Here is a 23,275-nt window from a genome sequence, read left to right on the forward strand (position 1 = left end):
GGGACACAGCCATGCCTAAACACCCGCTCACATTGCACGACCAAACCACGGAATTCCTGCTCTACACCGCCCCGAATGGCGCGATCAAGGTGGAGGTGCTGCTGCGCGATGAAAGCATCTGGCTGACGCAGGAACGGATGGCCCAACTGTTCGGCGTGCAGCGCCCGGCCATCACCAAGCACCTGAAAAACATCTTTGAAAGCAATGAGTTGCAGGAAGATGTGGTCAGTTCCATTTTGGAACATACCACTGCCCACGGCGCGATCGACGGCCTGACCCAGGTTCAGCGGGTGAAGTACTACAACCTGGATGCGGTGATTTCCGTCGGCTACCGGGTGAACTCGGCGCAGGCCACGCAGTTCCGCATCTGGGCCACCGCACTGATCCGGCAATACATCATCAAAGGCTTTGCCATGGATGATGAGCGCCTGAAAAATGGCCGCTACTTTGGCAAGGACTACTTTCGCGAACTGCTGGAGCGGGTGCGATCCATCCGCGCCAGCGAGCGGCGAATCTATCAGCAGATCACCGACATTTTCGCCGAGTGCAGCATCGACTACGACCCGAAGTCGGAAACCACGCGCCTGTTCTACGCCCATGTGCAAGACAAATTCCACTACGCGATTACCGGCCACACGTCCGCAGAGCTCATTGCCCTGAATGCCGACGCCGGCAAACCACTGATGGGCTTGAAGACGTACAAAAACGCACCGGATGGGCGGGTCTTGAAATCCGATGTGCTGGTGGCGAAAAACTACCTGGCTGAAGCCGACATCAAAAAACTAGAACGGGCGGTTGCGGCATTTTTCGATTACATCGAAGGCATCATCGAGCGGCGCAATACCTTCACCATGGAAGGCTTTGCCGACAGCGTGGACAAATTCCTGGCCTTCAATGAGTACCGAATTCTGGAGGGCTATGGCTGCGTCCAGCGCCAGCAGGCCGACGCCAGCAGGCCGACGCCAGCAGGCCGACGCCAAGGCCATGGCCGAGTACGAGAAGTTCAACAAACAGCAACGCATCGAATCGGATTTTGATCGCGCCGTGAAAAAACTGCTGAAAAACAAGGGCGCGAAACAATGACGGATTACAAAACCATCGCCGAATCCAAGCATTTCATCGTTCTGGACAAATACAACCCGGACTGGAAGGTGGCGGAGGGCTACCAGAGCGAAGGCGATCTGGAGCACGAGCTTATCCAAGATCTGGTCAATCAGGGCTACGAATACCTGCCCAGCCTGAACACGCCAGAAAAGCTACTGGCCAATGTGCGCGTGCAGCTTGAAGCCTTGAACAAGGTGCAGTTTTTGGATGGCGAGTGGCTGCGTTTTGTCGAGACTTGGCTGGATAAACCCAGTGATGGCATCGTCGAGAAAACCCGCAAGATTCACGACGACTACATCCACGATTTTGTCTTTGACGACGGCCGCATTCAGAACATCTACCTGCTGGACAAGAAAAACATCGCCCGCAACAAAGTGCAGGTGATCAAACAGTTTGAGCAGACCGGCAGTCACGCCAACCGCTATGACGTGACGATTCTGGTCAATGGCCTGCCGCTGGTGCAGGTGGAATTGAAGAAGCGCGGCGTGGCCATTCGCGAAGCCTTCAACCAGGTGCATCGTTACAGCAAGGAGAGCTTCAACAGCGAGCATTCCCTGTTCAAGTATTTGCAGCTGTTTGTGATCTCCAACGGCACCGACAGCCGCTACTTTGCCAACACCACGGCGCGCAACAAAAACAGCTTCGACTTCACCATGAACTGGGCGAAGGCGGACAACACGCTGATCAAGGACTTGAAGGACTTCACGGCCACCTTCTTTCAGAAACACACGCTGCTCAACGTGCTGCTGCACTACTCGGTGTTCGACGTCAGCAACACGCTGCTGGTGATGCGCCCCTACCAGATCGCGGCCACGGAACGCATTCTGTGGAAGATCAAGAGCAGCCATCAGGCCAAAAACTGGAGCAAGACGGAAAGTGGTGGCTTCATCTGGCACACCACCGGCAGCGGCAAGACGCTGACCAGCTTCAAGGCGGCGCGCCTGGCCACCGAGCTGGACTTCATCGACAAGGTATTCTTCGTGGTGGACCGGAAGGATCTGGACTACCAGACCATGAAGGAATACCAACGGTTCTCGCCGGACAGCGTCAATGGCTCGGACAGCACGGCAGGCCTGAAGCGCAACCTGGAGAAGGACGACAACAAGATCGTCGTCACCACCATCCAGAAGCTCAACAACCTGATGAAGAGCGAGGCGGACCTGCCCATCTATGGCAAGCAGGTGGTCTTCATCTTCGATGAGTGCCACCGCAGCCAATTTGGCGAAGCCCAGAAGAACCTGAAGAAGAAGTTCAAGAAGTTCTGCCAGTTCGGCTTCACCGGCACGCCCATCTTCCCGGAGAACGCGTTGGGCGCAGAGACCACGGCCAGCGTGTTTGGCCGTGAGCTGCATTCCTATGTAATCACCGATGCCATCCGTGACGAGAAGGTGCTGAAGTTCAAGGTGGACTACAACGATGTGCGCCCACAGTTCAAGGCCATCGAGACCGAGAAGGACGAGAAGAAGCTGAGCGCAGCCGAGAACAAGCAGGCCCTGCTGCACCCGGATCGCATCCGCGAGGTCACCCAGTACATCCTGAACAACTTCCGGCAGAAAACCCACCGCCTGCATGCGGGCAACAAGGGCTTCAACGCCATGTTTGCCGTCAGCAGTGTGGATGCTGCCAAGCTGTACTACGAGTGCTTCCGGGAACTGCAAAAGAGCAGCCAAAAGCCGCTGAAAGTGGCGACCATCTTCTCGTTCGCCGCCAACGAAGAGCAGGACGCGATTGGCGACATCCAGGACGAGAGTTTTGATGTGTCTGCCATGAACAGTAGTGCCAAGGAGTTCCTGAGCGCGGCCATTGCCGACTACAACGCGCTGTTCAAGACCAACTTCAGCGTGAATAGCAACGGCTTCCAGAACTACTACCGCGATCTGGCCAAGCAGGTGAAGGCCAAGGAGGTCGACCTGCTGATCGTGGTAGGCATGTTCCTGACCGGCTTTGATGCCCCCACGCTCAACACGCTGTTTGTCGACAAGAACCTGCGCTTCCATGGCCTGATGCAGGCTTACTCGCGCACCAACCGCATCTTCGACGCCACCAAGACCTTTGGCAACATCGTCACCTTCCGCGACCTGGAACAGGCGACCATCGATGCCATTACCCTGTTCGGTGACAAGCACACCAGAAACGTAGTGCTGGAAAAAAGCTACCGGGAATACATGGAAGGCTTCACCGATGTGACCACCGGCGAGGCGAGGCGAGGCTTTGAGGAGGTGGTGAAAGAGCTGGAAACGCGCTTTCCAGACCCCGCTGCCATTGAAAAGGAGGCTGACAAGAAAGCTTTCGTGAAGCTGTTCGGGGAATATCTGCGCGTGGAAAACGTGCTGCAGAACTTCGACGAGTTCGCCAGCCTGAAGGCCATGCAGGCCGTCGATCTGAACGACCCTGCGGCAGTGGAGGCGTTCAAGGCCCAGCACTATCTGGACGATGCCGATCTGGCCGCCCTGCAGGCCATCACCATGCCTGCTGAACGGAAGATTCAGGACTATCGCTCGACCTACAACGATGTGCGCGACTGGCTGCGCCGGGAAAAATCCTCAGCCGACACGGCAAAATCGACTATCGACTGGGATGACGTGGTCTTTGAGGTGGATCTGCTCACTTCGCAGGAGATCAATCTGGATTACATCCTGGAGCTGATCTTCGAGCACAACAAGAAGATCAAGAGCAAGGCAGAGCTGGTGGAGGAAATGCGGCGCGTGATACGTGCCAGTCTCGGCCAGCGCGCCAAGGAGAGTCTGGTGGTCGACTTCATCAACCAGACCGATCTCGACCAGATCGGCGACAAGGCCAGCGTGATCGATGCGTTCTTCAAGTTTGCTCAAGCGGAGCAGCAGCGCGAAGCGCAGGAGCTGATCAGCTCCGAAAATCTGAACCCCGAGGCTGCCCGGCGCTATATCACCACCTCACTCAAGCGCGAGTTTGCCAGCGAGAACGGCACTGAGCTCAACGCGGTTCTGCCCAAGATGAGCCCATTGAACCCGCAATTTCTGACCAAGAAGCAGACTGTCTTCCAGAAGATCGCTGCCTTTGTTGAGAAGTTCAAAGGTGTAGGCGGGCAACTATAAGCACTCGATTTTCAGGGGGGAGCACATGTGGCATGACAACGAAACAACCACGGACTACTTGAATTTCGGCGTTGTTGCGGATGCCTGCGCAAAGCTTCTGCAGCAGGCGAACGGACAACCCATTTCGATTGGCGTATCGGGCGGCTGGGGTGTCGGAAAGTCCTCATTGGTACACCTTCATCAGTCCGGTGCAAGATCCATATACACGCCCGTATTCACTTGCGCAGCGCTATCAAGCGTCGTTGCATGCAACGATCTGAAATGAAAAAGCCCCGTATCCACGGGGCTTTGCGTCGTTTTCAGTGATGCACCTGTAAGCATGTGCAATCGCCTGAAATGGTTTGCTCGAATCACACATTGAACAAAAAGTTCATCACATCCCCATCCTTGACGATGTAGTCCTTGCCTTCGGCGCGCATCTTGCCGGCGTCCTTGGCGCCCTGTTCGCCCTTGCACTGGATGAAGTCTTCGAAGGCGATGGTCTGGGCTCGGATGAAGCCGCGCTCGAAGTCGCCGTGGATGACGCCGGCGGCCTGGGGGGCGGTGGCGCCGATGGGGATGGTCCAGGCGCGGACTTCCTTGACGCCGGCGGTGAAGTAGGTCTGCAGGCCGAGCAGGCGGAAGCCGGCACGGATGAGGCGATTGAGGCCGGGTTCGTCCTGGCCGAGTTCCTGCAGGAAGAGGATACGGTCTTCGTCGCTCATTTCGGCGAGTTCGGCCTCGATCTTGGCGCAGATGGCCACGACGGGGGCATCTCCGTGGGCCTTGGCGAAGTCGCGCAGGCGGTCGAGCAGGGGGTTGTTCTCGAAGCCGTCCTCGGCCACGTTGCCGACGAACATGGCGGGCTTGGCGGTGATGAGGCACAGCGGCTTGAGCAGGGCCTTCTGTTCGTCGGTGAGCGACAGGATGCGCGCGGGGCGGCCTTCGAGCAGGCCGGCCTGCACGAGTTCGAGCACCTTGACCATGGCGGCGGCTTCCTTGTCGTTGCCGCTCTTGGCGGCCTTGATGGAGCGCTGCAGGGTCTTTTCGACGGTACCCAGGTCGGCGAGGCACAGCTCGGTCTGGATGACTTCGATGTCGGCGATGGGGTCGACCTTGCCGGCAACGTGGATCACGTTGGGGTCCTCGAAGCAGCGCACGACGTTGACGATGGCATCGGTTTCGCGGATGTGGGCCAGGAACTGGTTGCCCAGACCTTCGCCCTTGCTGGCGCCAGCCACCAGGCCCGCGATGTCCACGAACTCGACGATGGCGGGCACGATGCGCTCGGGGTGGATGATGTCGGCGAGCTGCTGCAGGCGGGGATCGGGCACTTCCACCACGCCGACGTTGGGCTCGATGGTGCAGAAGGGGTAGTTCTCGGCGGCGATGCCGGCCTTGGTGAGTGCGTTGAAGAGGGTGGACTTGCCGACGTTGGGCAGGCCGACGATGCCGCATTTGAGGCTCATGGAGATTTCCTGATGAAAAAGAGGGGGGGCAGTGGCGCGGGCGGGAAGGGGCGCACGGGCGGCACGGTCTCTGCCGGGAGCCGAAGCCACCCGGGCCATGCCGATGCAGGGGCCGGACGCCCCGGCAGGAGGCCCGGCTCGCGGGCCTGGTTGATCCGGCATTTTACCGAAGGGGGCATGCCGGGGGGAGGGGGAGCGGGTGGTGCGCGTCCTACAATGAATCCCTTTCAACTGCGGGGCGGCGCGACGCCCTCTGGCACCATGGCTTACAGCACCTATGACATCTGCATCCGCGGCAGCGGCATCGTGGGCCGCACGCTGGCCCTTCTGCTCGCCCGGCACCGCCTGCGCGTGGGACTGGTGGAGTCGCCCGCTCCGGCCAGCTCCCTGCCCGACATCCGCGCCTATGCGCTCAACCACCGCTCGCAGCGCCTGCTGGCCGGGCTGAAGTGCTGGCCGGCACCCGAGCTGGCCACTCCCGTGCGCGAGATGCGGGTGACAGGCGATGGCGGCGGCCATACCCGCTTCGAGGCGGAGGCCATGGGCGAACACGCGATGACCTGGATCGTGGACGTGCCCGCGCTGGAGCACATGCTGCAGCAGGCCTGCCAGTACCAGAGCGGGCTCGATGTGCTCTCTGCCGACGAGGCAGGCCGCGTGCGCACGGCGCTGACGGTGGTCTGCGAGGGCAAGCACAGCGCCACCCGGGCCGAGCTGGGCGTGGATTACGACGTGACGCCCTACCGCCAGACCGCCATTGCCACCCGCGCCACGCTCGATGCGCCGCATGGCGGGGTGGCGTGGCAGTGGTTCAGCCACACCGGCAGCATGGGCGAGATTCTGGCCTTTCTGCCGCTGGGCGGCCCGCAGGGGCAGGAGGTGGCGGTGGTGTGGTCGGTGGACCGCGAGCGCGTGGACGACCTGCTGGCACTCGATGACGACGGATTTGCCGCCGCGCTGCAGCTGGCCTCCCACCTGCAGCCGGAAGCGGATGGTTCCTCCGCCGCTGCGGCCACGGCTGCGGCGCCGGACGTGGTGTCCGTGGCGCGCCGCATGGCATGGCCGCTGCAGCTGGGTCTGGCCCGGCGCTGGGCAGGCCTGCGCACGTCAGCGGACGGCAAGGCCGCCGGCAGCTGGGTGCTGGCCGGAGATGCCGCGCACAGCGTGCATCCGCTGGCGGGCCAGGGGCTGAACCTCGGCCTCGCGGATGCGGAGCTGCTGGGCGCGCTGGTCGGCGAACGGCCCTACTGGCGGGGCCCGGGCGACATGCACCTGCTGCGCCAGTACGAGCGCACCCGCAAGGCCGAAATCGCCCCGCTGGTGGCGGGCATGGACGGCATCCAGCAGCTTTTTGCCCACAACAGCGGCGCAGCACGCCAGCTGCGCAATCTGGGGCTCTCCCTGTTCGACCGCAGCGGCCCGCTCAAGCAGTTCATCGCCCGGCGCGCCATGGGCTGAGGCCACGCCCTGCCGTTGGCCTGCCCCCGCAGGCGACCGCGCGGCGAACCGCGCAACAGATCCCCCGAGCGGATGGGGTACAGTGGTGCAGGCATGACATGGCTGTGCGGGCACAGACCGTGTGTCCGCATCCTGCCGTGGACTGATGGGTGATCCATTTCTCGCTGCAGCCATCGCCAGCTCGCGCGCGATTTCATGCCCTCCTGTGCCGCCCCGCTGCCGCTCCGTGCGCAGATCCGAATCCGGAAGGCTGCGGAATGGCGCGTGGGGCTTCTCCTTCTGCCCGGCGCGTGCCGGGGCTCTTTTTCTTTCGTGTCGGTTTCCATGATTGCCCTCCCCCGCCTCACCGCACTGGCCCTGTCGGCCGTGCTGCTCACTGCCTGCCACAACAAGCCCGCGGGCGATGCCTCGACGGCAACCGACGCCCCTGCCGCCGAACTCGATGCCAAGACGCAGGCCACCCTGCGCCAGACGCTGGCCGAGCGCGTGCCCCAGCTCCCGCGCATCGACGAAATCCGCTCCACGCCCATGCCGGGGCTCTACGAGCTGCGGGTGGGCGACGCCGACATCTTCTACACCGATGCCAAGGGCGACTACCTGATCCGCGGCTCGCTGCTCGACACCCGCGCCCGCAAGGACCTGACCCAGGCCCGCGTGGACGCGCTCACGGCCGTCGACTTCAAGAGCCTGCCCCTGACGGATGCCATCGTGACCAAGCGCGGCACCGGCGCGCGCCAGCTTGCGGTGTTCGAGGACCCCAACTGTCCCTACTGCCACCGTTTCGAGGCCGAGCTGGCCAAGGTGAACAACGTCACCGTCTATACCTTCCTGATGCCGATCCTGGGGCCGGACTCGGCCACCAAGTCGCAGAACATCTGGTGCGCACGGGACCGCAACCGCGCCTGGGACGACTGGATGCTGCGCCGCGTGGCCCCGGCCCAGGCCACCTGCGACACTGGCGCACTGTCGCGCAATGTGGCCTTTGGCCAGAAGCACCACATCACCGGCACGCCCGGACTGGTGTTCCCCAACGGCAAGCGGGTGCCGGGAGCCGTGCCGGCGGCAGAACTCGAGAAACTGTTGGATGAAAGCAAATAAACGCCAGCCCCGGACTGGTTTCTGACGATTTTCTGGCGGGGGGCTGCCCCCGGACGATCCGCTGCCCGGCTTTTGTCCCACAATGGCGTGGTTGAATTCATTCAGCAAATTGTCAACCTTTGACGCCCACCGCCGCACCGTGCGGCCCCTCCACCGGATCGGCTTCCGCTGGCGCCGGCAGCAGCTTCTGTCCGGGTGAGCGCCGCCCGATTTCCGGAACTCCTCGGCATGCTGCCAGAACACAGTCGCACCTTCATCCGCTCCATGACCTACCTGGGCACCATCCCGCTGATGGGCATGGCTGTCCTCATGTGGCTGGTGCATCACGAAGTGCACGGGTTCGTGGCCGTGGCCATGACGAGCTATGCGGGCATCGTGGTGTCCTTTCTAGGCGGCGTGCACTGGGGCATCGGGCTGCGCTCGGGCGTCAAGGCACCCAAGCTGCACTTCATCTGGGGCGCCGTGGCCGCTTTCTTCGGCTGGTTCGGGGCGCTCATGGAGCCCTCGGCCGGACTGCCCTTTCTGGCCTTCATGTTCGTGCTGTGCTATGTCGTCGACGACCGCACCTGGGAGCACGCCGGGCTCAGCGAATGGATCAACCTGCGCTTTCACGTCACCGTGGTGGCCGTGCTGAGCTGCCTGGTGGGCGCTGCCGGCTCGCTGTAAGTCCTCGCTCCACAGCCCTGTGCACCGCATGGGGTTCCTGCGGCTTCTGCACCCGGGGTGCATGCCGGGGACGGCCGTTCGATGCAGGGAAGTCGGGTATTCTTGCCCCATGTCTGCACCCTCCTCCCCTTCCGCGCAGGTCTCCGGGCCCGCTGTCGCCGCCCTGCACTATGCGGTGGCCCTGCCCGAGCCGCACACGCACCTGCTCCAGGTCACGCTCACCATCGCGCAGCCATCGGCCACCCAGACGCTGATGCTGCCGGTCTGGATTCCCGGCAGCTACCTCGTGCGCGAATTCGCCCGCCATGTGCAGGGCATGACGGCCCGCCAGAGTGGGCGCGCCTGCCCGGTGACGACACTCGACAAGCACCGCTGGCAGGTCAGCTGCCGGGCCGGGGTGCCGCTGGAGGTGCACTATGTCGTGTATGCGCACGATGCCTCGGTGCGCGCCGCCTGGCTCGATGCCGAGCGCTGCTTTTTCAACCCGGCGGCCGTGTGCGTGCAGGCCGAGGGGCATGCCCACCTGCCCCACGTCCTGGCCCTGACCGAGGCCCCGGCCGGGTGGGAACTGGCCACCGCCCTGCCGGCGCAGGAGGTGGATGCCCGCGGCCTGGGATGCTATGCGGCCCCGGACTACGACACGCTGGCCGACAGCCCCGTGGAGCTGGGCCGCTTCTGGAGCGGGAGCTTCACGGCCCACGGCATTCCCCACCGTCTCGTCATCAGCCAGCCGCCGCCCTCGTTCGATGCAGACCGCCTGCTCGCCGATACGCGCCGCATCTGCGAGGCGGAAATGCGGTTCTGGCACGGCGGCACACCACCGGACGCCGATGCCCAGCCCTCGCCCGGCATGGCTCCCTTCGACCATTACCTGTTCCTGCTCCACACCGTGCAGGACGGCTACGGCGGGCTGGAGCACGGCACCAGCACGGCCCTGATTGCCAGCCGCAAGACCCTGCCGCGACCCGGCGTACGCCCCGGCGACGACTACACCACCCTGCTCGGGCTCATCAGCCACGAGTATTTCCACGCCTGGAACGTCAAGCGCCTGCGCCCGGCCGATCTGCTGCCCTACGACTACACGCAGGAAAGCTACACCAGCTTGCTGTGGTTCTTCGAGGGCATCACGAGCTACTACGACGACCTGCTCCTGCTGCGCGCCGGCTGCATCGACGCGGCCACCTACCTGCGCCAGCTCGACCGGGCCATCGAGCAGGTGCGCGCCACCCCCGGACGCCATGTGCAGAGCGTGGCCGACGCCAGCCGCGATGCCTGGATCAAGTACTACCGCCCGGACGAGCACACCCCCAACGCCACCGTGAGCTACTACACCAAGGGCGCCCTGGTCGCCCTGTGCCTGGACCTCACCCTGCGCGAGGAAGGCCATGCCTCGCTCGACGACGTGATGCGCCTGCTCTGGCAGCGCTGCTGCCCGCAGGGCCACACGCAGAAGGGCCTCACCGAAGCCGACGTGGCCGACGCGCTGGAAACCGTGGGCGGCCGCAGCTTCGCGCGCGAACTGCGCCAGTGGGTCCACGGCACGGCCGAACTGCCGGTCGAGAAGCTGCTCTCCCTGCACGGCGTGCGGATTCTGCGCAGCGCGGCGTCGCTGCCGCGCCAGTGGGGCCTGCGCTGTCAGGAAAGCCCGGCCGGCATCCAGATCCAGACCGTGCTGCGCGGGGGCGTGGCCGAAGCCGCCGGCCTGGCCCCGGGCGACGAGTGGCTCGGAGTGGAGCTGCCCGATCCCCTGCCCGGCAGCCATGGCGCGTGGCGCGTGGCCACACTGGCCGACGTGGAGGCCCTGCTGCCTCCGCCCGGCCCCTCCGGCCTGCGCGAAGTCACGGCGCTGGTGGCACGGGATCGCCGCCTCCTGCGTCTGCCCCTGGGCCTGCCCGCCACCACCGTGCAGCAGTGGAAGCTCGGCTTCTCGCGCCCGCCGGGCAACCGCGCCCACAAGCACTGGCCCTGGGCATGAGCATGGCAGCCCCCGTGACCGCGTTGCCCGACATCACCCATGTGCTGTACCTGCACGGGTTCCGCTCCTCGCCCCGCTCGGCCAAGGCCACCCTGACGCATGACTGGATGCTACGCCACCACCCCGACGTGACGTGGCTGTGCCCCCAGCTCCCCCCGTCGCCTGCCGAGGCCATGGCCCAGCTGCTCGCGGCCACAGCCGACTGGCCGCAGCCGCACAGCGCCGTCATGGGCTCCTCGCTGGGGGGCTTCTATGCCGCCGCTGTGGCAGCGCGGCGCGGATGGCGGGCGGTGCTGCTCAACCCTGCCGTCGATCCGGCCCGCGACCTCGCCCGCTACCTGGGGGAACAGACCTTCTGGCACGCGCCCGAGGAGCGTTTCTACTTCCAGCCCGCATACATCGGGGAGCTGCAGACCATCGACCGGGAGACCCGCGCAGACGAGCACCGTCGCGCGACCGAAGGCACGCTGGCGCCGGCCTGTGCCCTCATCTGCCAGGGCGACGAAGTGCTCGACTGGCGCGAAATGGCCGCACGCCATGCCCGGGCCGAGCTGCATGTGCTGCCCGGCGGCGACCATGCGATCAGCGACTACGCACGGCACCTGCCACGGGTGATGGACTTTCTGGGCCTGGGCGCACGGCCCTGACCGCCTTCGGCCTCCCTTCCCGCCCTGCGCTGCACTGCGGGGGGCTCTCCCGTTCCCCTCGTTGCGGGAAAGCCCCTGCCCACCCATGTTGCGCCGCCACATATCATGCAGGCGCACCACGGCGTGGCCTCCTGGCATGGGTGCTGTGGAAGTCTCATTTCACAGATCGATGCAAAATGTTTCAATGCCTGATGGCATTGACCGCTTCATACTTACACTTGAATCCATCACACCTGACGAAATTCTTCTTTCGATTGACCGCATGCTCGCTCCCGTTGCCCACGCCATTGCCGGCCGCATTCCCTTCGATGCCCTGCTCATCGGCCGGGGACACCGCACCTGCGAGGGCCTGGTGCACATCGACGACATCCTGCACCTCCAGGGGCTCCCCGCCAGCTTCGTCGCCGAATACGACGCCGTCGCCCGACATGACTCGGTGGCCCAGTTCTTTCTGGACTGTCCCTGGGAGCCCCAGGCCGTCTCCACGGCCGACTACGCTCCCGCCGAACCGGATGCAGCGTCTCTGTCTCCAGCCGGTCGACGCGCCTCAGCTGACCTGAGCCGCGCCATCGTGCACGACTATCTGGTGCGCCACGGCATTCGCCACTTCATGCTCGCCGGACTGGAGAGCAGCTACGGCCTGGCCTGGGCCACGCTGTACCGGCTGACGGACGACACCCCGTTTTCCTCGGCCGAATGCGAGCGGGCCAAGTTCGAGCTGCCGGGCCCGCTGCACCGCTGGCAGGAGGCCCATCTGCCCCGCACCGTGTCGCAGGACCATGCGGGCCTGACTCCCCTCACCCGGCGCGAGCTCGACGTGTGCCTGCGCAACGTGCGCGGCCAGGCGCCCAAGACCATCGCCGCCGACCTGCACCTGAGCGTGCACTACATCCGCGAAATCATCCAGAACGCACGCCGCAAGCTCGGCATTGCGGGCCGCAAGATGACCCTCCAGGATCTGGCCCGCCGGCAGGAAGGCGGATAGCCCTGCCGCCGCACCAAACATGGGACAATACCGCCCCATGTTTGCATTGTTCGAAGACGCCGGCAAATACCACGCCGGCCGCATCCTCTCCCAGACCGACACCAGCGCCCAGATCGAGCTCGACAGCGGCAAGCGCGTCAAGGCCAAGACGGCCCACATCGTGCTCACGTTCGACAAGCCCGCCCCGGCCGCCCTGCTCACCGAGGCCCGTGCCATGGCGGGCGAGGTGGATGTGCAGCTGCTGTGGGAATTCGCCCCCGACGAGCAGGAATTCAGCTTCATCGACGTCGCGCGCGAATACTTCCAGGACCCTCCCACCACCGTGCAGCAGGCGGCCACGCTGTTCGCGCTGTTCGAGGCACCGCACTACTTCCGTCGCGCCGGAGGGGCCAAGGGCCGCTTCCGCAAGGCGCCGGCCGAGATCGTGCAGCAGGCCCTTGCCGCCATCGAGAAGAAGGCGCGCATCCAGGCCCAGATCGACGACTGGGCTGCCGAGCTGGTGGCCGGCGCCACTCCGGCCCCGGTGCGCGAGCAGCTCTACCGCATTCTGTTCCGCCCCGACAAGAACGCCCCCGAATACAAGGCCGTGGTGCAGGCCGCTCGCCAGGCCCAGCTCCCGCCCCTGGAGCTGCTGCAGCGCGCGGGCGCCATTGCGTCGCCCTACGAGTTCCACTGGCAGCGCTTCCTGTTCGAGTTCTTCCCGCACGGCACCGGCTTCCCGACGCTGACCCCGCCCGGGATCGACGACTCCGGGCTGCCGCTCGCCGACGTGCAGGCCTTCTCGATCGACGACTCCAGCACCACCGAGATCGACGATGCCCTGTCCGTGACCGGACTCGGCACCGGCCGCGTCACGCTGGGCGTGCACATCGCGGCGCCCGGCCTGGCCGTGCAGCCCGGCGACGCCATCGACAACGTGGCCCGCCACCGGCTCTCTACCGTCTACATGCCGGGCTACAAGATCACCATGCTGCCCGACGAGGTGGTGCGCCACTACACGCTCGGCGAGGGACAGCCCCGCCCGGCCCTGTCGTTCTACGCCACCTACGACGAATCCACCCTGGCCCTGCTCGACACCCGCAGCCAGGTGGAGCGCGTGCCGATTGCCGACAACCTGCGGCTCGACGTGCTCGACCCGCTGGTCACGCCCGAATGGCTGGCCGCTCCTGCCGACACGCCCGCCGAACGCCCCGACCTGCAGCGCCACCGCGCCGCCCTGGGGTTCCTGTGGCGGCTCGCACAGACGCTCAAGGCCGGCCGCGAGATGGTGCGCGGCAAGCCCGAGAACTTCAACCGCCCCGACTACACCTTCCGCCTGCTGCGCGACGATGCCCTCAAGGACACCGCCCCCACTGGCGAGGAGGAGGTGCGCATCACCGTGCGCCAGCGCGGCGCGCCGCTCGACCTGATCGTCTCCGAGGCCATGATCCTGGTGAACCACCACTGGGGCAGGCTGCTGGCCGACCACGGCGTGCCGGGCATCTACCGCAGCCAGGCCGCCCTGGCCCCGGGCGTCAAGGTGCGCATGAGCACCAAGGCCCTGCCCCACGCCGGCATCGGCGTGCCCTGCTATGCATGGAGCACCTCTCCGCTGCGGCGCTATGTCGATCTGGTCAACCAGTGGCAGCTCATCGCCGCCATCCGGCACGGCACCACGGCGGCGCTGGCCGCCCCCTTCAAGCCCAAGGATGCCGCCCTGTTCGGCATCCTCTCGGCCTTCGACACCGCCTATTCCGGCTACAACGCCTATCAGGCCAGCATGGAACGGTTCTGGACGCTGCAGCACATCCTGCGCCACGACATGATGGAGCTCAATGCCAGCGTGATCAAGGACGGCCTGGTGCGGGCCAACGACCTGCCCCTCGTCATCTCGGTCATCGGCACCGATGGCCTGCCGCGCAACGCCCAGGTCCGCGTGCGGCTGGGCACGGTCAACCTCATGGCCCTCGACGTCACCGGCGTGGTCACCACCCGGCTCGACGACCTGCAGGCACCGGGCGCCCGTCTGGGCGAGGAAGAGGAAGCCGGCGACGGCGAGAGCGAGGACGACGCCCTGGCGGCAGGCCCGCTGTCCATTGCCATGGACGTCAACGATCCCGCTGCCGACGACAGCGGCGCTTCGGCCGGCTGAACGCAGCGCCGCAGCAGCACGGGCACGCATCGCCCGTGCCGCGACCGCTCCTGCACCTGTGTCCGCCCGGCCCCGATCCCTTATCATCCCTATTTCCCCGGTTTTTTCCGACACCCCCGCATGAAGGCTGCCCTTTCCCGCATGAACCCGCTGGCGATCGCCCTGGGCGCCTCGGTGCTGCTGCACGCTGTGCTGCTCACGGTCCGATTCGTCGATCCAGAGGGCTTCAACCGCGTGTTCGAGGACACCCCGCTCGAAGTGATCCTGGTCAACGCCAAGTCCGACGAGGCGCCCGAAAAGGCCCAGGCCATTGCACAGAGCAACCTGGCGGGCGGCGGAGAGTCCACCGGAATGGCGACCAGCCCCCTGCCGCCTTCGGCCATGGACTCCTACGGCAACGACCTGCAGGCCGCACAGGCCCAGATCGACGCCATGCAGCAGCAGCAGATGGCCCTGCTCGCTCAGGTCAAGCAGCAGATCGCCCACCTGCCCGCCCCCGATCCGGCCCACCCGGCCACCACGCCGGCCGAGAAGGAACAGCAGCTCAAGCGCCAGCAGCTCTCGCGCCTGCTCGCCGAGATCGACCGCCGCATCCGCGAGGAAAACGCCCGCCCCCGCAAGCGCTACATCAGCCCCGCCACCATGAAGGGTGTGCAGGCCCTGTACTACGACACCCTCAAGCAGAAGATCGAGGACAAGGGCACCTCCAACTTCCCCGAGCAGGCCGGACAGAAGCTCTACGGCCAGCTCATCCTGATGCTCACGGTCAACCACGACGGGCGCGTACTCGACGCCACGGTGATGCAGTCCTCCGGCAACCGCACCCTCGACCGCCAGGCCCGCGCCATTGCCATCTCGGCCGGCCCGTTCGACAAGTTCGGCAAGGAGCTGCGCCACTTCACCGACGAGCTGGTCATCGTGTCGCGCTTCAACTTCGCCCACAACAACACGCTGCAGGCCAACTTCGTCAGCACGCCGGCCGCAGCGGCGGCCCTGTCGGCCCCGCCCAAGCTGCCGCAGGCCAATGCGCCTGCTGCCGCGCCTGCTCCGTGACAGTCCCGAAAGGACGCCCATGTCCGCCCTCCAGACGCCTTCCGACTCCTTTCCCCCCCGACACCCTGCCGTTCCGGCACGCTATGGCGTGATCGGCCACCCGATCGGGCACAGCCGCTCTCCCTGGATCCACGCCGCCTTTGCGCGGCAGACCGGACAGGACCTCACCTACACGGCCATCGACAGCCCGCTCGACGGCTTTGCCGCCACGCTCGACCGCCTGCACCTCGAAGGCTATGGCTGCGTCAACGTCACGGTGCCGTTCAAGTTCGAGGCCCACGCCCTCGCCACCACGCACAGCGAACGCGCCACACTGGCGCAGGCAGCCAACACGCTCATGTGGCGCCACACGCCCCAGGGGAGCGTCACGCTCCATGCCGACAACACCGACGGCGCCGGTCTGGTGCGCGACATCACCCACAACGCCGCCCTGCCGCTGGCGGGACGCCGCATCCTCGTGCTGGGGGCGGGCGGCGCCTCGGCCGGCGTGCTCGGCGCCCTGATCGCCGAGCGGCCCGCAGCCATCGTCGTCGCCAACCGCAGCCTCGGCAAGGCCGACCGCCTGGTCGTCCAGCACGCGCAGGTCGCCGCCCGACACGAGGTGGCCCTCACCCTCTCCGGGCTCGATGCCGTGACCGCCGGTCCCACCGATCCCGCATCGCCCCTGCCGGCTTCCTTCGACGTGATCGTCAACGCCACCAGCACCAGCCTTGGCGGAGCGCCGCTGCGTCTGCGCCCTGCCTGTCTGGTGCCGGGAGCGCTGGTGTACGACATGATGTACGGTCCCGCCGCTGCCCCCTTCCTCGATGCTGCTGCCGGGCTCGGCGCCACGGTGCGCGACGGCCTGGGCATGCTGGTCGAACAGGCAGCCGAAGCCTTTGCGCTGTGGCGCGGTGTGCGCCCCGATACCGGCCCCGTGCTTGCGGAACTGCGCGCCACGCTGGACGGGGAGCTCCGGCCATGATGCGCCGGCTGGGACGCAACCTCGGCTGGATCGTGCTGGCCGCCGTGCTGCTGCAGGTCTACTTTCTGGCACGCATTGCCCTCATGCGCGTGGTCGACCCCGAATCCACCGCCCTGCAGCGTTCCGAGGTGCTGCGCGTCATCGGGGACGGCAAATGGTCCTGGGCCCAGCAGTGGGTGCCCTATGAGCAGCTCTCCGACAACCTCAAGCGCGCCGTGGTCGCCTCGGAAGACAGCGACTTCGTGAACCACGACGGCATCGAGTGGGACGCCATCCGCGAAGCCCGCGCGCGCAACGCCGAAGCCGAAGCCCGCAACGAAGCCCAGCGCCAGCGTGCCGAAGCCCGCCTGCGCCAGATCCAGGAACGCGCCCAGAAGAAGATCGAGCGCCTCGAAAAGCACGGCCGCCCGGTGAGCGAACGCCTGCGCGCCACGGCCAGCGGCAGCGGCGCCTCGGCCCCCGCCGTGCCGGCCCCCAAGATCGCGGGCGGCTCCACCATCAGCCAGCAACTGGCCAAGAACCTGCTGCTCTCCACCGAGCGCAACCTGTTCCGCAAGGGCCAGGAGCTGGTGCTGACCAAGTACCTCGAAATCCTGCTGGGCAAGCGCCGCATTCTCGAAATCTATCTCAACAACGTTGAATGGGGCGAAGGCGTGTTCGGGGCCGAGGCCGCCGCACGCTACTACTTCCACAAGCCCGCCAGCGCCCTCACCGCGCGCGAGGCGGCACGGCTGGCCGTCATGCTGCCCCGGCCCCGCTACTTCGAGCAGAACCTGGATTCCGGCTATCTGGCATCCCGCAGCGGCGTCATCGCCGCACGCGAGGGCGATGTCGAAATCCCGCGCTGACGCCCTGGAGAGCCCTGCCATGCGCATCCTCGGCATCGACCCCGGCCTGCGGACCACCGGCTTCGGCGTGATCGAGGCCGATGGCCCCCGCCTGCGCTATGTGGCCAGCGGCACGGTGCGCACCGTCACCAAGAAGCAGGCCGACGACATGCCCCAGCGCGGCGATCTGCCGGCCCGCATCCGGCTGCTGTTCGAGGGCGTGAGCGAGGCCGTGCAGGTGTACCGCCCGGACGTGGCCTCGCTCGAAATCGTGTTCGTCAACGTCGATCCACAGGCCACCCTGCTGCTCGGCCAGGCCCGCGGCGCCTGTCTGGCCGCCCTGGTCTCGCAGGGACTGCCGGTGGCCGAATACACCGCCCTGCAGATGAAGAAAGCCGTGGCAGGCCACGGACGGGCGGCCAAGTCGCAGATTCAGGAAATGGTGCGGCGCCTGCTCAACCTCAGCGGCCTGCCCGGCACCGATGCCGCCGATGCACTCGGTCTGGCCATCACCCACGCCCATGCCGGATCGGCCATGGCCCGTCTGGCCGAAGCCGCCCCCCTGCACCGCAAGGCCCACGCCCTCTACAAGGCCGGCCGCAGCTACTGAAGCCTGCGCGGCGGGCAAGAACGCCCCCTTCCGCAGTCACGCTCTGCACCGCTGGTCACGGCCGGCGATGGGCTGCGTGCGGACTTACAGATGCTGGGCCACCAGCACGGCAAAGAAAAGCGCCAGCACCACCAGCGTCCACTGGAACAGGCGCTGGCCCTGCCGCAGGAAGCGCACCTGCCCGGTGAGCAGGCCCAGCCCCATGGTGCCGGCACTCAGCACCAGCATGAAAAACAGCAGAGAGCGGACGATGCCCATGGGATGCGATGCCAGACCGGAGGAAGATGCGCGCGGATCGACGGAAAGGGGGCAGACAGGCCTGCCGCCTCACCACTGCATGGCCAGATCGGCAAAGCCCTTGGGGGCCTGGCGAGCATGCTCGAAAGTGACGATCTCGTAGGCCCCTTCCTTGAGCAGGGCGCGCAGCAGCAGATTGTTGAGGGCATGGCCGCTGCGGTAGGCGCTGTAGGCCGCCAGCAGGGGGTGGCCGACGAGGTACAGGTCGCCCATGGCGTCCAGAATCTTGTGCTTGACGAATTCGTCGTCGTAGCGCAGCCCGTCGGCATTGAGCACGCGGTAGTCGTCCATCACGATGGCGTTGTCGAGACTCCCGCCGATGGCGAGGCCATGGTTGCGCATCATCTCCACATCGCGGGTGAAGCCGAAGGTGCGGGCACGGGCAATGTCGCGCGTGTAGACCCCCGTGGACAGGTCGAACTCGACGCTCTGGCCCGTGGCATCGACCGCCGGATGGGCAAAATCGATCTCGAAGCGCAGTTTGTAGCCGTGGAAGGGATCGAGCCGTGCCCACTTGCCCTGGGCCCCCTCGCCCTCGCGCACCTCCACCGGCCGGGTGACGCGGATGAACTTCTTGGCTGCGCGCTGCTTGACGATGCCGGCGCTCTGCAGCAGGTACACGAAAGACGAGGCCGACCCATCGAGTATGGGCACTTCCTCGGCCGTGATGTCGATGTAGAGGTTGTCGAGCCCGAGCCCCGCGCAGGCCGACATGAGGTGTTCCACGGTGTGCACCTTGACGCCGCCCGCCGAGATGGTCGATGCCATGCGGGTGTCGGTCACGGCCTCGGCCGATACCGGAATCTCGACCGGTTCGGGCAGATCGACGCGACGAAACACGATGCCGGTGTCGATCGGGGCCGGGCGCAGGGTGAGTTCGACCCGCAGCCCGCTGTGCAGGCCCACGCCGACCGCCTTGGTCAGGGTCTGGATGGTGCGTTGTTCAAGCATGGGTCGATTGTAGAAGGGGCTGGCAGATGGCCACCCGAAGACCGGGCGGATCCCCTGCGCCGCAGACGGGCACACCGGGTGGTGGGCGCATCCCATCCTGCGGACCGGCTGTCCTGCCCGCAAGTGCCCGACAGGGACACTCGACCGAACAGGCCAGCGCAATGAAAAGGCGGACACACAGGCAGGCAGAACCTGCGTGTCCGAAGGAGAGCAAGGTCTCCCGTGCCCACATGCCCCCAAGGCATCAGGCGCAGGAGATGGCCCCGGCGCATCCCACAGGACGCACGGCGGGGACTGCCGACACCCCGACTCCGCATGAAGAAGCCGGGAGCACGGCACAGAGGGTGCAGCGCCGCCGCAAGACGTGCGCTGCCTCGGCCTCAGTCAGCCTGCTTGCGCAGGAAGGCCGGGATCTCGTAGTCGTCGAGCCCGCTGGAGGAGAGCTGGTTGACGCGCTCGGTGGCCTGGCTGCGTTCGCTGCGGCCGGTTCCCCAGACGCTGGCGCCGCCCACGGTGCCCGAGGGGGACACGTTGGTCATGACGGGCATGGGCGCAGCCGGTGCAGCGGGCTGCTGGAAGGCAGCGCCATGGGCATACATCGGACGGTCGTCGGTGCCGGTGCGGGCAAGGACCTGCATGGCAGGAATGGCCATGCGGGCACGGGCCGTCTGGCCGCTCAGGCCGGTGGCCACCACGGTGACGCGCAGCTCGTCGCCCATGGTGCTGTCGTAGGCCGTCCCGTAGATGACATGGGCATCGGGCGACGCATAGGCACGGATGGTGTTCATGGCCAGCTGCGACTCGCGCAGCTTGAGGCTGCCCTGCGCAGCGGTGATGAGCACCAGCACGCCCTTGGCGCCGGACAGGTCGATGCCTTCGAGCAGCGGGCAGGCCACGGCCTGCTCGGCGGCGATGCGGGCGCGGTCGGGACCGGTGGCGGTGGCCGTGCCCATCATGGCCTTGCCGGGCTCGCCCATGACGGTCTTGACGTCTTCGAAGTCGACGTTGACGTGGCCGGGCACGTTGATGATTTCGGCGATGCCGCCCACGGCGTTCTTGAGCACGTCGTTGGCATGGGCAAAGGCCTCTTCCTGGGTGACGTCATCGCCCAGGACTTCCTGCAGCTTCTCGTTGAGCACCACGATCAGGGAGTCGACGTTGGCTTCGAGCTCGGAGACGCCCGAGTCCGCATTGGTCATGCGGCGGCCGCCTTCCCACTCGAACGGCTTGGTGACCACGCCCACGGTCAGGATGCCCATGTCGCGCGCGATGCGGGCGATGACGGGAGCCGCGCCGGTGCCGGTGCCGCCGCCCATACCGGCCGTCAGGAACAGCATGTGGGCGCCTTCGATGGCGGTGCGGATTTCCTGCTCGGCCACCTCGGCACAGTCACGGCCCTTTTCGGGCTTGCTGCCGGCGCCCAGCCCGGTGGTGCCGAGCTGGATCACGCGGTCTGCGGTGCTGCGGCTCAGGGCCTGGGCGTCGGTGTTGGCGCAGATGAACTCCACGCCCTGGACACCACGGTCAATCATGTGCTGCACGGCGTTGCCGCCGCCGCCGCCCACACCCATGACCTTGATCTGGGTGCCTGCGTGGAACAACTCATCGGGTTCGATCATTTCGATTGCCATCATGCTCTCCTTGCTCTGCAATGAATCGGGGAAAAAATGCCTGTAGGGAAAAAAGAAAACTCTGTGAAGGGGTATGCCGGGTCAGTGGCCCTGGACCCGCTTCCCGCCAGAGGGCGGACATGCGGGCAGGAGCCGGCCGGCGGTCAGCGTATGAACAATGGCTGCTCCTTTCCGCGTCGTGTGTGACGCATGCACCCGCGGCCGCATGGCGGCACGGAGGCGTGAACGTGAGGGAGGGGGAAGCCGACAGGGCACGGTGTGCGCATCAGAAGTTCCCCACGATGAAATCCCGGATGCGCCCGAACCATCCCTTGACGGTCGAGTCGCTCTTGCGGCTGGCGGGGTAGCCGCCACGCTGCAGGGTCTGGCGGGCGTCTTCGAGCATGCCCATGACGACGGAGGCACGGGCCTGCGTGACCATGTCCGCCAGGGCGCCGTCGTAGTTGGGCGTGCCGATGCGCACCGGCTTGAGAAAGATGTCCTCGCCCAGCTCGACCATGCCCGGCATCATGGCGCTGCCGCCGGTGATGACCACGCCGGAGGACACCAAGTGCTCGAAGCCGGAAGCCTGCACTTCCTTTTGCACGAGGGAGAAGATTTCCTCCACGCGGGGCTCGATCACGCCGGCGAGCACCTGCTTGCTGAGCAGGCGCGGCGGACGGCCACTGAGGCTGGCCACCTCGATGTGGGTTTCGGGATCGGCGAGGAGCTGCTTGGCACAGCCGTTCTGCAGCTTGATGTCCTCGGCATCCTCGGTCGGGGTGCGCAGCGCCATGGCAATGTCGCTGGTGATGAGTTCGCCTGCCACCGGCAGCACGGCCGTGTGGCGGATGGCGCCGCCGGCAAAGACGGCAATGTCGGTGGTGCCCGCGCCAATGTCGACCAGCACCACGCCGAGTTCGCGCTCGTCCTGGGTGAGCACCGAGAGGCTGCTGGCGAGCGGATTGATCATGAGGTGGTCCACCTCCAGCCCACAGCGCCGCACGCACTTGAGGATGTTCTCGGCCGCGCTCTGCGCGCAGGTGACGATGTGGACCTTGGCCTCCAGCCGGATGCCGCTCATGCCGATCGGCTCCTTGACCTCCTGCCCGTCGATCACGAATTCCTGCGGCTCGATGAGCAGCAGCCGCTGGTCGGTGCTGATGTTGATGGCCCGTGCCGTTTCGAGCACCTTGGCCACATCGGAGGGAGAGACGTCGTGGTCGCGCACGGCCACCATGCCGACCGAGTTGCGGCCGCGGATGTGGCTGCCGGTGATGCCGGTGATCACGCGCGTGATCTTGCACGCGGCCATCATCTCGGCTTCGCGCACAGCCTGCTGGATGCTCTGCACGCAGGCCTCGATGTTGACGACCACGCCGCGCTTCATGCCGTTGCTCGGCGCAATGCCCATGCCGAGCACCTTGAGGGCGCCATCGGGCAATACCTCGGCCACGACCACCATGATCTTGCTGGTGCCGATGTCGAGGCCTACGACGAGATCCTTGAGTTCTTTAGCCATGGTTTACGTCTTCGCTTTCTTGCCCGGGACGGGCGGAACGCCGGGGGTCTGGGGGGTGGAGCTGTCCAGCGTGCCGATGCCCTTGAGTCGGATGGCGTAGCCGGTCTTGTAGCGCAAGTCGGCGTATTCCACGTCGGAAAACACCCGCCCGTAGCGCGCGGCCACCGGCGGGATGGTGAGCACGAACTGTGCCAGCCGTGCCGTGAGCTCCTCGGGCGTGCCCGACCCGAGGTTGATCTGGGTGGCGTCGCCCACGCTCAGGGTCCAGTAGCCACGGCGGTCGAGCCGCAGCCCCTTGGCCTCGGCATGCAGCGGGGCGAGGACGGGGTTGAGCCGCCGGTACATGGCGAGCACGGCAGCCGATTCGGCGTCCGGTCCTGCGAGCTCGGGCAGGTTCTGGCTGGAGGCCTCGTCGGGGTCGGCATCGAAAATGTCGCCCTGCTCGTTGAGGAGGCGGTAGCCCTCCTCGTCGTCGCCCCAGAAGGCTGCTTCCTTCTGCTCCTGGATGCGCACGGCGAGCCGGTTGGGGAACTCGCGCCGCACCACGGCGGCACGCACCCACGGCAGGGACTGGAAGGCCGACTGCACGTCTTCGAGCCGGATGGTGAAGAAATTGCCCCGCAGCTGCGGCAGCACCTGGTTGCGCACGGCCGCCGCAGTGCTGTGCTCGGTGTCGCCCGTGACTTCGATGCCGGTGAGCGAGAACACGGGCAGCCGCATGAGACGCCAGCCCGCCACGCCGAGCGCGCCCACGACCACCAGCCCGATGAGCAGCGAGGCGGCTGCGTTCATCAGGCGGGCGTCCACGGGGCTGGACACGGGAGCGGAGGGCGAAGGGGTGCGGGTCATGCAGGC

The 23,275-nt window shown here is 66.2% G+C and carries 20 protein-coding genes; 14 read left to right on the plus strand and 6 right to left on the minus strand.

From position 1 onward, the window contains the following. The first annotated feature begins 11 nt into the window (after positions 1 to 11). Genes rhuM through ACE3P9_RS04145 form a run of 3 tightly spaced genes read left to right on the plus strand, consistent with a single transcriptional unit; the run spans position 12 to position 4,443 of the window. Positions 12 to 1,037, plus strand: coding sequence for a RhuM family protein (gene rhuM / locus ACE3P9_RS04135; RefSeq protein ID WP_374492001.1), 1,026 nt, complete (start codon positions 12 to 14; stop codon positions 1,035 to 1,037). A gap of 42 nt (positions 1,038 to 1,079) precedes the next feature. After that, the gene (locus tag ACE3P9_RS04140) at positions 1,080 to 4,178 is read left to right on the plus strand and encodes an HsdR family type I site-specific deoxyribonuclease (RefSeq protein WP_374492002.1); all 3,099 of its coding nucleotides are present in this window, start codon (positions 1,080 to 1,082) and stop codon (positions 4,176 to 4,178) included. A 25-nt stretch (positions 4,179 to 4,203) separates the two neighbouring features. Further along, positions 4,204 to 4,443 (plus strand): P-loop NTPase fold protein, encoded by a 240-nt coding sequence (locus ACE3P9_RS04145; protein WP_374492003.1) that lies wholly within the window; start codon positions 4,204 to 4,206, stop codon positions 4,441 to 4,443. 85 nt (positions 4,444 to 4,528) lie between these two features. Here ACE3P9_RS04145 and ychF read toward each other — a convergent pair whose 3' ends face one another. Beyond that, the gene (ychF, locus tag ACE3P9_RS04150) at positions 4,529 to 5,626 is read right to left on the minus strand and encodes a redox-regulated ATPase YchF (protein WP_374492004.1); all 1,098 of its coding nucleotides are present in this window, start codon (positions 5,624 to 5,626) and stop codon (positions 4,529 to 4,531) included. Between the two features lie 261 nt (positions 5,627 to 5,887). On the opposite strand from ychF, the gene ACE3P9_RS04155 reads away from it, so the two are divergent. The 11 genes from ACE3P9_RS04155 (at position 5,888) to ruvC (ending at position 18,040) form a co-directional block, all read left to right on the plus strand. Beyond that, entirely contained in the window at positions 5,888 to 7,084 is a 1,197-nt protein-coding gene (locus ACE3P9_RS04155) for an FAD-dependent monooxygenase (RefSeq protein ID WP_374492005.1), read from the plus strand. Positions 7,085 to 7,408: 324 nt separating this feature from the next. Beyond that, the gene (locus ACE3P9_RS04160; protein WP_374492006.1) at positions 7,409 to 8,182 is read left to right on the plus strand and encodes a DsbC family protein; all 774 of its coding nucleotides are present in this window, start codon (positions 7,409 to 7,411) and stop codon (positions 8,180 to 8,182) included. A gap of 228 nt (positions 8,183 to 8,410) precedes the next feature. Beyond that, positions 8,411 to 8,848: a DUF3429 domain-containing protein gene (locus tag ACE3P9_RS04165; protein WP_374492007.1), complete on the plus strand. Its 438-nt coding sequence runs from the start codon at positions 8,411 to 8,413 to the stop codon at positions 8,846 to 8,848. 109 nt (positions 8,849 to 8,957) lie between these two features. After that, positions 8,958 to 10,823 carry a M61 family metallopeptidase gene (locus ACE3P9_RS04170; RefSeq protein WP_374492008.1) on the plus strand — a complete coding sequence of 622 codons (1,866 nt, stop codon included), beginning with the start codon at positions 8,958 to 8,960 and terminating at the stop codon, positions 10,821 to 10,823. Further along, entirely contained in the window at positions 10,820 to 11,470 is a 651-nt protein-coding gene (locus ACE3P9_RS04175) for a YqiA/YcfP family alpha/beta fold hydrolase (protein WP_374492009.1), read from the plus strand. The genes ACE3P9_RS04170 and ACE3P9_RS04175 overlap by 4 nt, the downstream gene beginning before the upstream one ends. 262 nt (positions 11,471 to 11,732) lie before the next feature. Beyond that, the gene (locus ACE3P9_RS04180; RefSeq protein ID WP_374492010.1) at positions 11,733 to 12,455 is read left to right on the plus strand and encodes a hypothetical protein; all 723 of its coding nucleotides are present in this window, start codon (positions 11,733 to 11,735) and stop codon (positions 12,453 to 12,455) included. Positions 12,456 to 12,492: 37 nt separating this feature from the next. Then, positions 12,493 to 14,586 (plus strand): ribonuclease catalytic domain-containing protein, encoded by a 2,094-nt coding sequence (locus tag ACE3P9_RS04185; RefSeq protein WP_374492011.1) that lies wholly within the window; start codon positions 12,493 to 12,495, stop codon positions 14,584 to 14,586. A 120-nt stretch (positions 14,587 to 14,706) separates the two neighbouring features. Further along, on the plus strand, positions 14,707 to 15,639 hold the full coding sequence (locus ACE3P9_RS04190; RefSeq protein ID WP_374492012.1) for an energy transducer TonB: 933 nt from the start codon (positions 14,707 to 14,709) through the stop codon (positions 15,637 to 15,639). A 19-nt stretch (positions 15,640 to 15,658) separates the two neighbouring features. Next, the gene (gene aroE / locus ACE3P9_RS04195) at positions 15,659 to 16,603 is read left to right on the plus strand and encodes a shikimate dehydrogenase (protein WP_374492013.1); all 945 of its coding nucleotides are present in this window, start codon (positions 15,659 to 15,661) and stop codon (positions 16,601 to 16,603) included. After that, positions 16,603 to 17,451 (plus strand): transglycosylase domain-containing protein, encoded by an 849-nt coding sequence (locus ACE3P9_RS04200; protein WP_374492143.1) that lies wholly within the window; start codon positions 16,603 to 16,605, stop codon positions 17,449 to 17,451. The genes aroE and ACE3P9_RS04200 overlap by 1 nt, the downstream gene beginning before the upstream one ends. A gap of 19 nt (positions 17,452 to 17,470) precedes the next feature. After that, the gene (gene ruvC, locus ACE3P9_RS04205; RefSeq protein ID WP_374492014.1) at positions 17,471 to 18,040 is read left to right on the plus strand and encodes a crossover junction endodeoxyribonuclease RuvC; all 570 of its coding nucleotides are present in this window, start codon (positions 17,471 to 17,473) and stop codon (positions 18,038 to 18,040) included. An 84-nt stretch (positions 18,041 to 18,124) separates the two neighbouring features. Here ruvC and ACE3P9_RS04210 read toward each other — a convergent pair whose 3' ends face one another. The 5 genes from ACE3P9_RS04210 to ACE3P9_RS04230 all read right to left on the minus strand — a co-directional run bounded on the left by ACE3P9_RS04210 (position 18,125) and on the right by ACE3P9_RS04230 (position 23,269). Further along, on the minus strand, positions 18,125 to 18,298 hold the full coding sequence (locus tag ACE3P9_RS04210) for a hypothetical protein (RefSeq protein WP_374492015.1): 174 nt from the start codon (positions 18,296 to 18,298) through the stop codon (positions 18,125 to 18,127). A gap of 69 nt (positions 18,299 to 18,367) precedes the next feature. Then, positions 18,368 to 19,288, minus strand: a complete 921-nt coding sequence (gene lpxC, locus ACE3P9_RS04215; RefSeq protein WP_374492016.1) for a UDP-3-O-acyl-N-acetylglucosamine deacetylase — start codon at positions 19,286 to 19,288, stop codon at positions 18,368 to 18,370. 380 nt (positions 19,289 to 19,668) lie between these two features. Next, positions 19,669 to 20,919: a cell division protein FtsZ gene (gene ftsZ, locus ACE3P9_RS04220; RefSeq protein WP_374492144.1), complete on the minus strand. Its 1,251-nt coding sequence runs from the start codon at positions 20,917 to 20,919 to the stop codon at positions 19,669 to 19,671. Between the two features lie 265 nt (positions 20,920 to 21,184). After that, a complete protein-coding gene (ftsA, locus tag ACE3P9_RS04225) occupies positions 21,185 to 22,420 on the minus strand; it encodes a cell division protein FtsA (RefSeq protein WP_374492017.1) in 1,236 nt (411 codons plus the stop codon). A gap of 3 nt (positions 22,421 to 22,423) precedes the next feature. Beyond that, positions 22,424 to 23,269: a cell division protein FtsQ/DivIB gene (locus tag ACE3P9_RS04230; RefSeq protein ID WP_374492019.1), complete on the minus strand. Its 846-nt coding sequence runs from the start codon at positions 23,267 to 23,269 to the stop codon at positions 22,424 to 22,426. Positions 23,270 to 23,275: the final 6 nt, after the last annotated feature.

The organism is Allobrachymonas sp. (assembly GCF_041912815.1).
GTDB lineage: Bacteria > Pseudomonadota > Gammaproteobacteria > Burkholderiales > Burkholderiaceae_C > Brachymonas.

Excerpts from the sequence above, each read along its gene's own strand:
- rhuM (WP_374492001.1), top strand. The coding sequence starts at position 12 with ATGCCTAAACACCCGCTCACATTGCACGACCAAACCACGGAATTCCTG.
- ACE3P9_RS04140 (WP_374492002.1), top strand. The coding sequence starts at position 1,080 with ATGACGGATTACAAAACCATCGCCGAATCCAAGCATTTCATCGTTCTG.
- ACE3P9_RS04145 (WP_374492003.1), top strand. The coding sequence starts at position 4,204 with ATGTGGCATGACAACGAAACAACCACGGACTACTTGAATTTCGGCGTT.
- ychF (WP_374492004.1), bottom strand. The coding sequence starts at position 5,626 with ATGAGCCTCAAATGCGGCATCGTCGGCCTGCCCAACGTCGGCAAGTCC.
- ACE3P9_RS04155 (WP_374492005.1), top strand. The coding sequence starts at position 5,888 with ATGGCTTACAGCACCTATGACATCTGCATCCGCGGCAGCGGCATCGTG.
- ACE3P9_RS04160 (WP_374492006.1), top strand. The coding sequence starts at position 7,409 with ATGATTGCCCTCCCCCGCCTCACCGCACTGGCCCTGTCGGCCGTGCTG.
- ACE3P9_RS04165 (WP_374492007.1), top strand. The coding sequence starts at position 8,411 with ATGCTGCCAGAACACAGTCGCACCTTCATCCGCTCCATGACCTACCTG.
- ACE3P9_RS04170 (WP_374492008.1), top strand. The coding sequence starts at position 8,958 with ATGTCTGCACCCTCCTCCCCTTCCGCGCAGGTCTCCGGGCCCGCTGTC.
- ACE3P9_RS04175 (WP_374492009.1), top strand. The coding sequence starts at position 10,820 with ATGAGCATGGCAGCCCCCGTGACCGCGTTGCCCGACATCACCCATGTG.
- ACE3P9_RS04180 (WP_374492010.1), top strand. The coding sequence starts at position 11,733 with ATGCTCGCTCCCGTTGCCCACGCCATTGCCGGCCGCATTCCCTTCGAT.
- ACE3P9_RS04185 (WP_374492011.1), top strand. The coding sequence starts at position 12,493 with ATGTTTGCATTGTTCGAAGACGCCGGCAAATACCACGCCGGCCGCATC.
- ACE3P9_RS04190 (WP_374492012.1), top strand. The coding sequence starts at position 14,707 with ATGAAGGCTGCCCTTTCCCGCATGAACCCGCTGGCGATCGCCCTGGGC.
- aroE (WP_374492013.1), top strand. The coding sequence starts at position 15,659 with ATGTCCGCCCTCCAGACGCCTTCCGACTCCTTTCCCCCCCGACACCCT.
- ACE3P9_RS04200 (WP_374492143.1), top strand. The coding sequence starts at position 16,603 with ATGCGCCGGCTGGGACGCAACCTCGGCTGGATCGTGCTGGCCGCCGTG.
- ruvC (WP_374492014.1), top strand. The coding sequence starts at position 17,471 with ATGCGCATCCTCGGCATCGACCCCGGCCTGCGGACCACCGGCTTCGGC.
- ACE3P9_RS04210 (WP_374492015.1), bottom strand. The coding sequence starts at position 18,298 with ATGGGCATCGTCCGCTCTCTGCTGTTTTTCATGCTGGTGCTGAGTGCC.
- lpxC (WP_374492016.1), bottom strand. The coding sequence starts at position 19,288 with ATGCTTGAACAACGCACCATCCAGACCCTGACCAAGGCGGTCGGCGTG.
- ftsZ (WP_374492144.1), bottom strand. The coding sequence starts at position 20,919 with ATGGCAATCGAAATGATCGAACCCGATGAGTTGTTCCACGCAGGCACC.
- ftsA (WP_374492017.1), bottom strand. The coding sequence starts at position 22,420 with ATGGCTAAAGAACTCAAGGATCTCGTCGTAGGCCTCGACATCGGCACC.
- ACE3P9_RS04230 (WP_374492019.1), bottom strand. The coding sequence starts at position 23,269 with ATGACCCGCACCCCTTCGCCCTCCGCTCCCGTGTCCAGCCCCGTGGAC.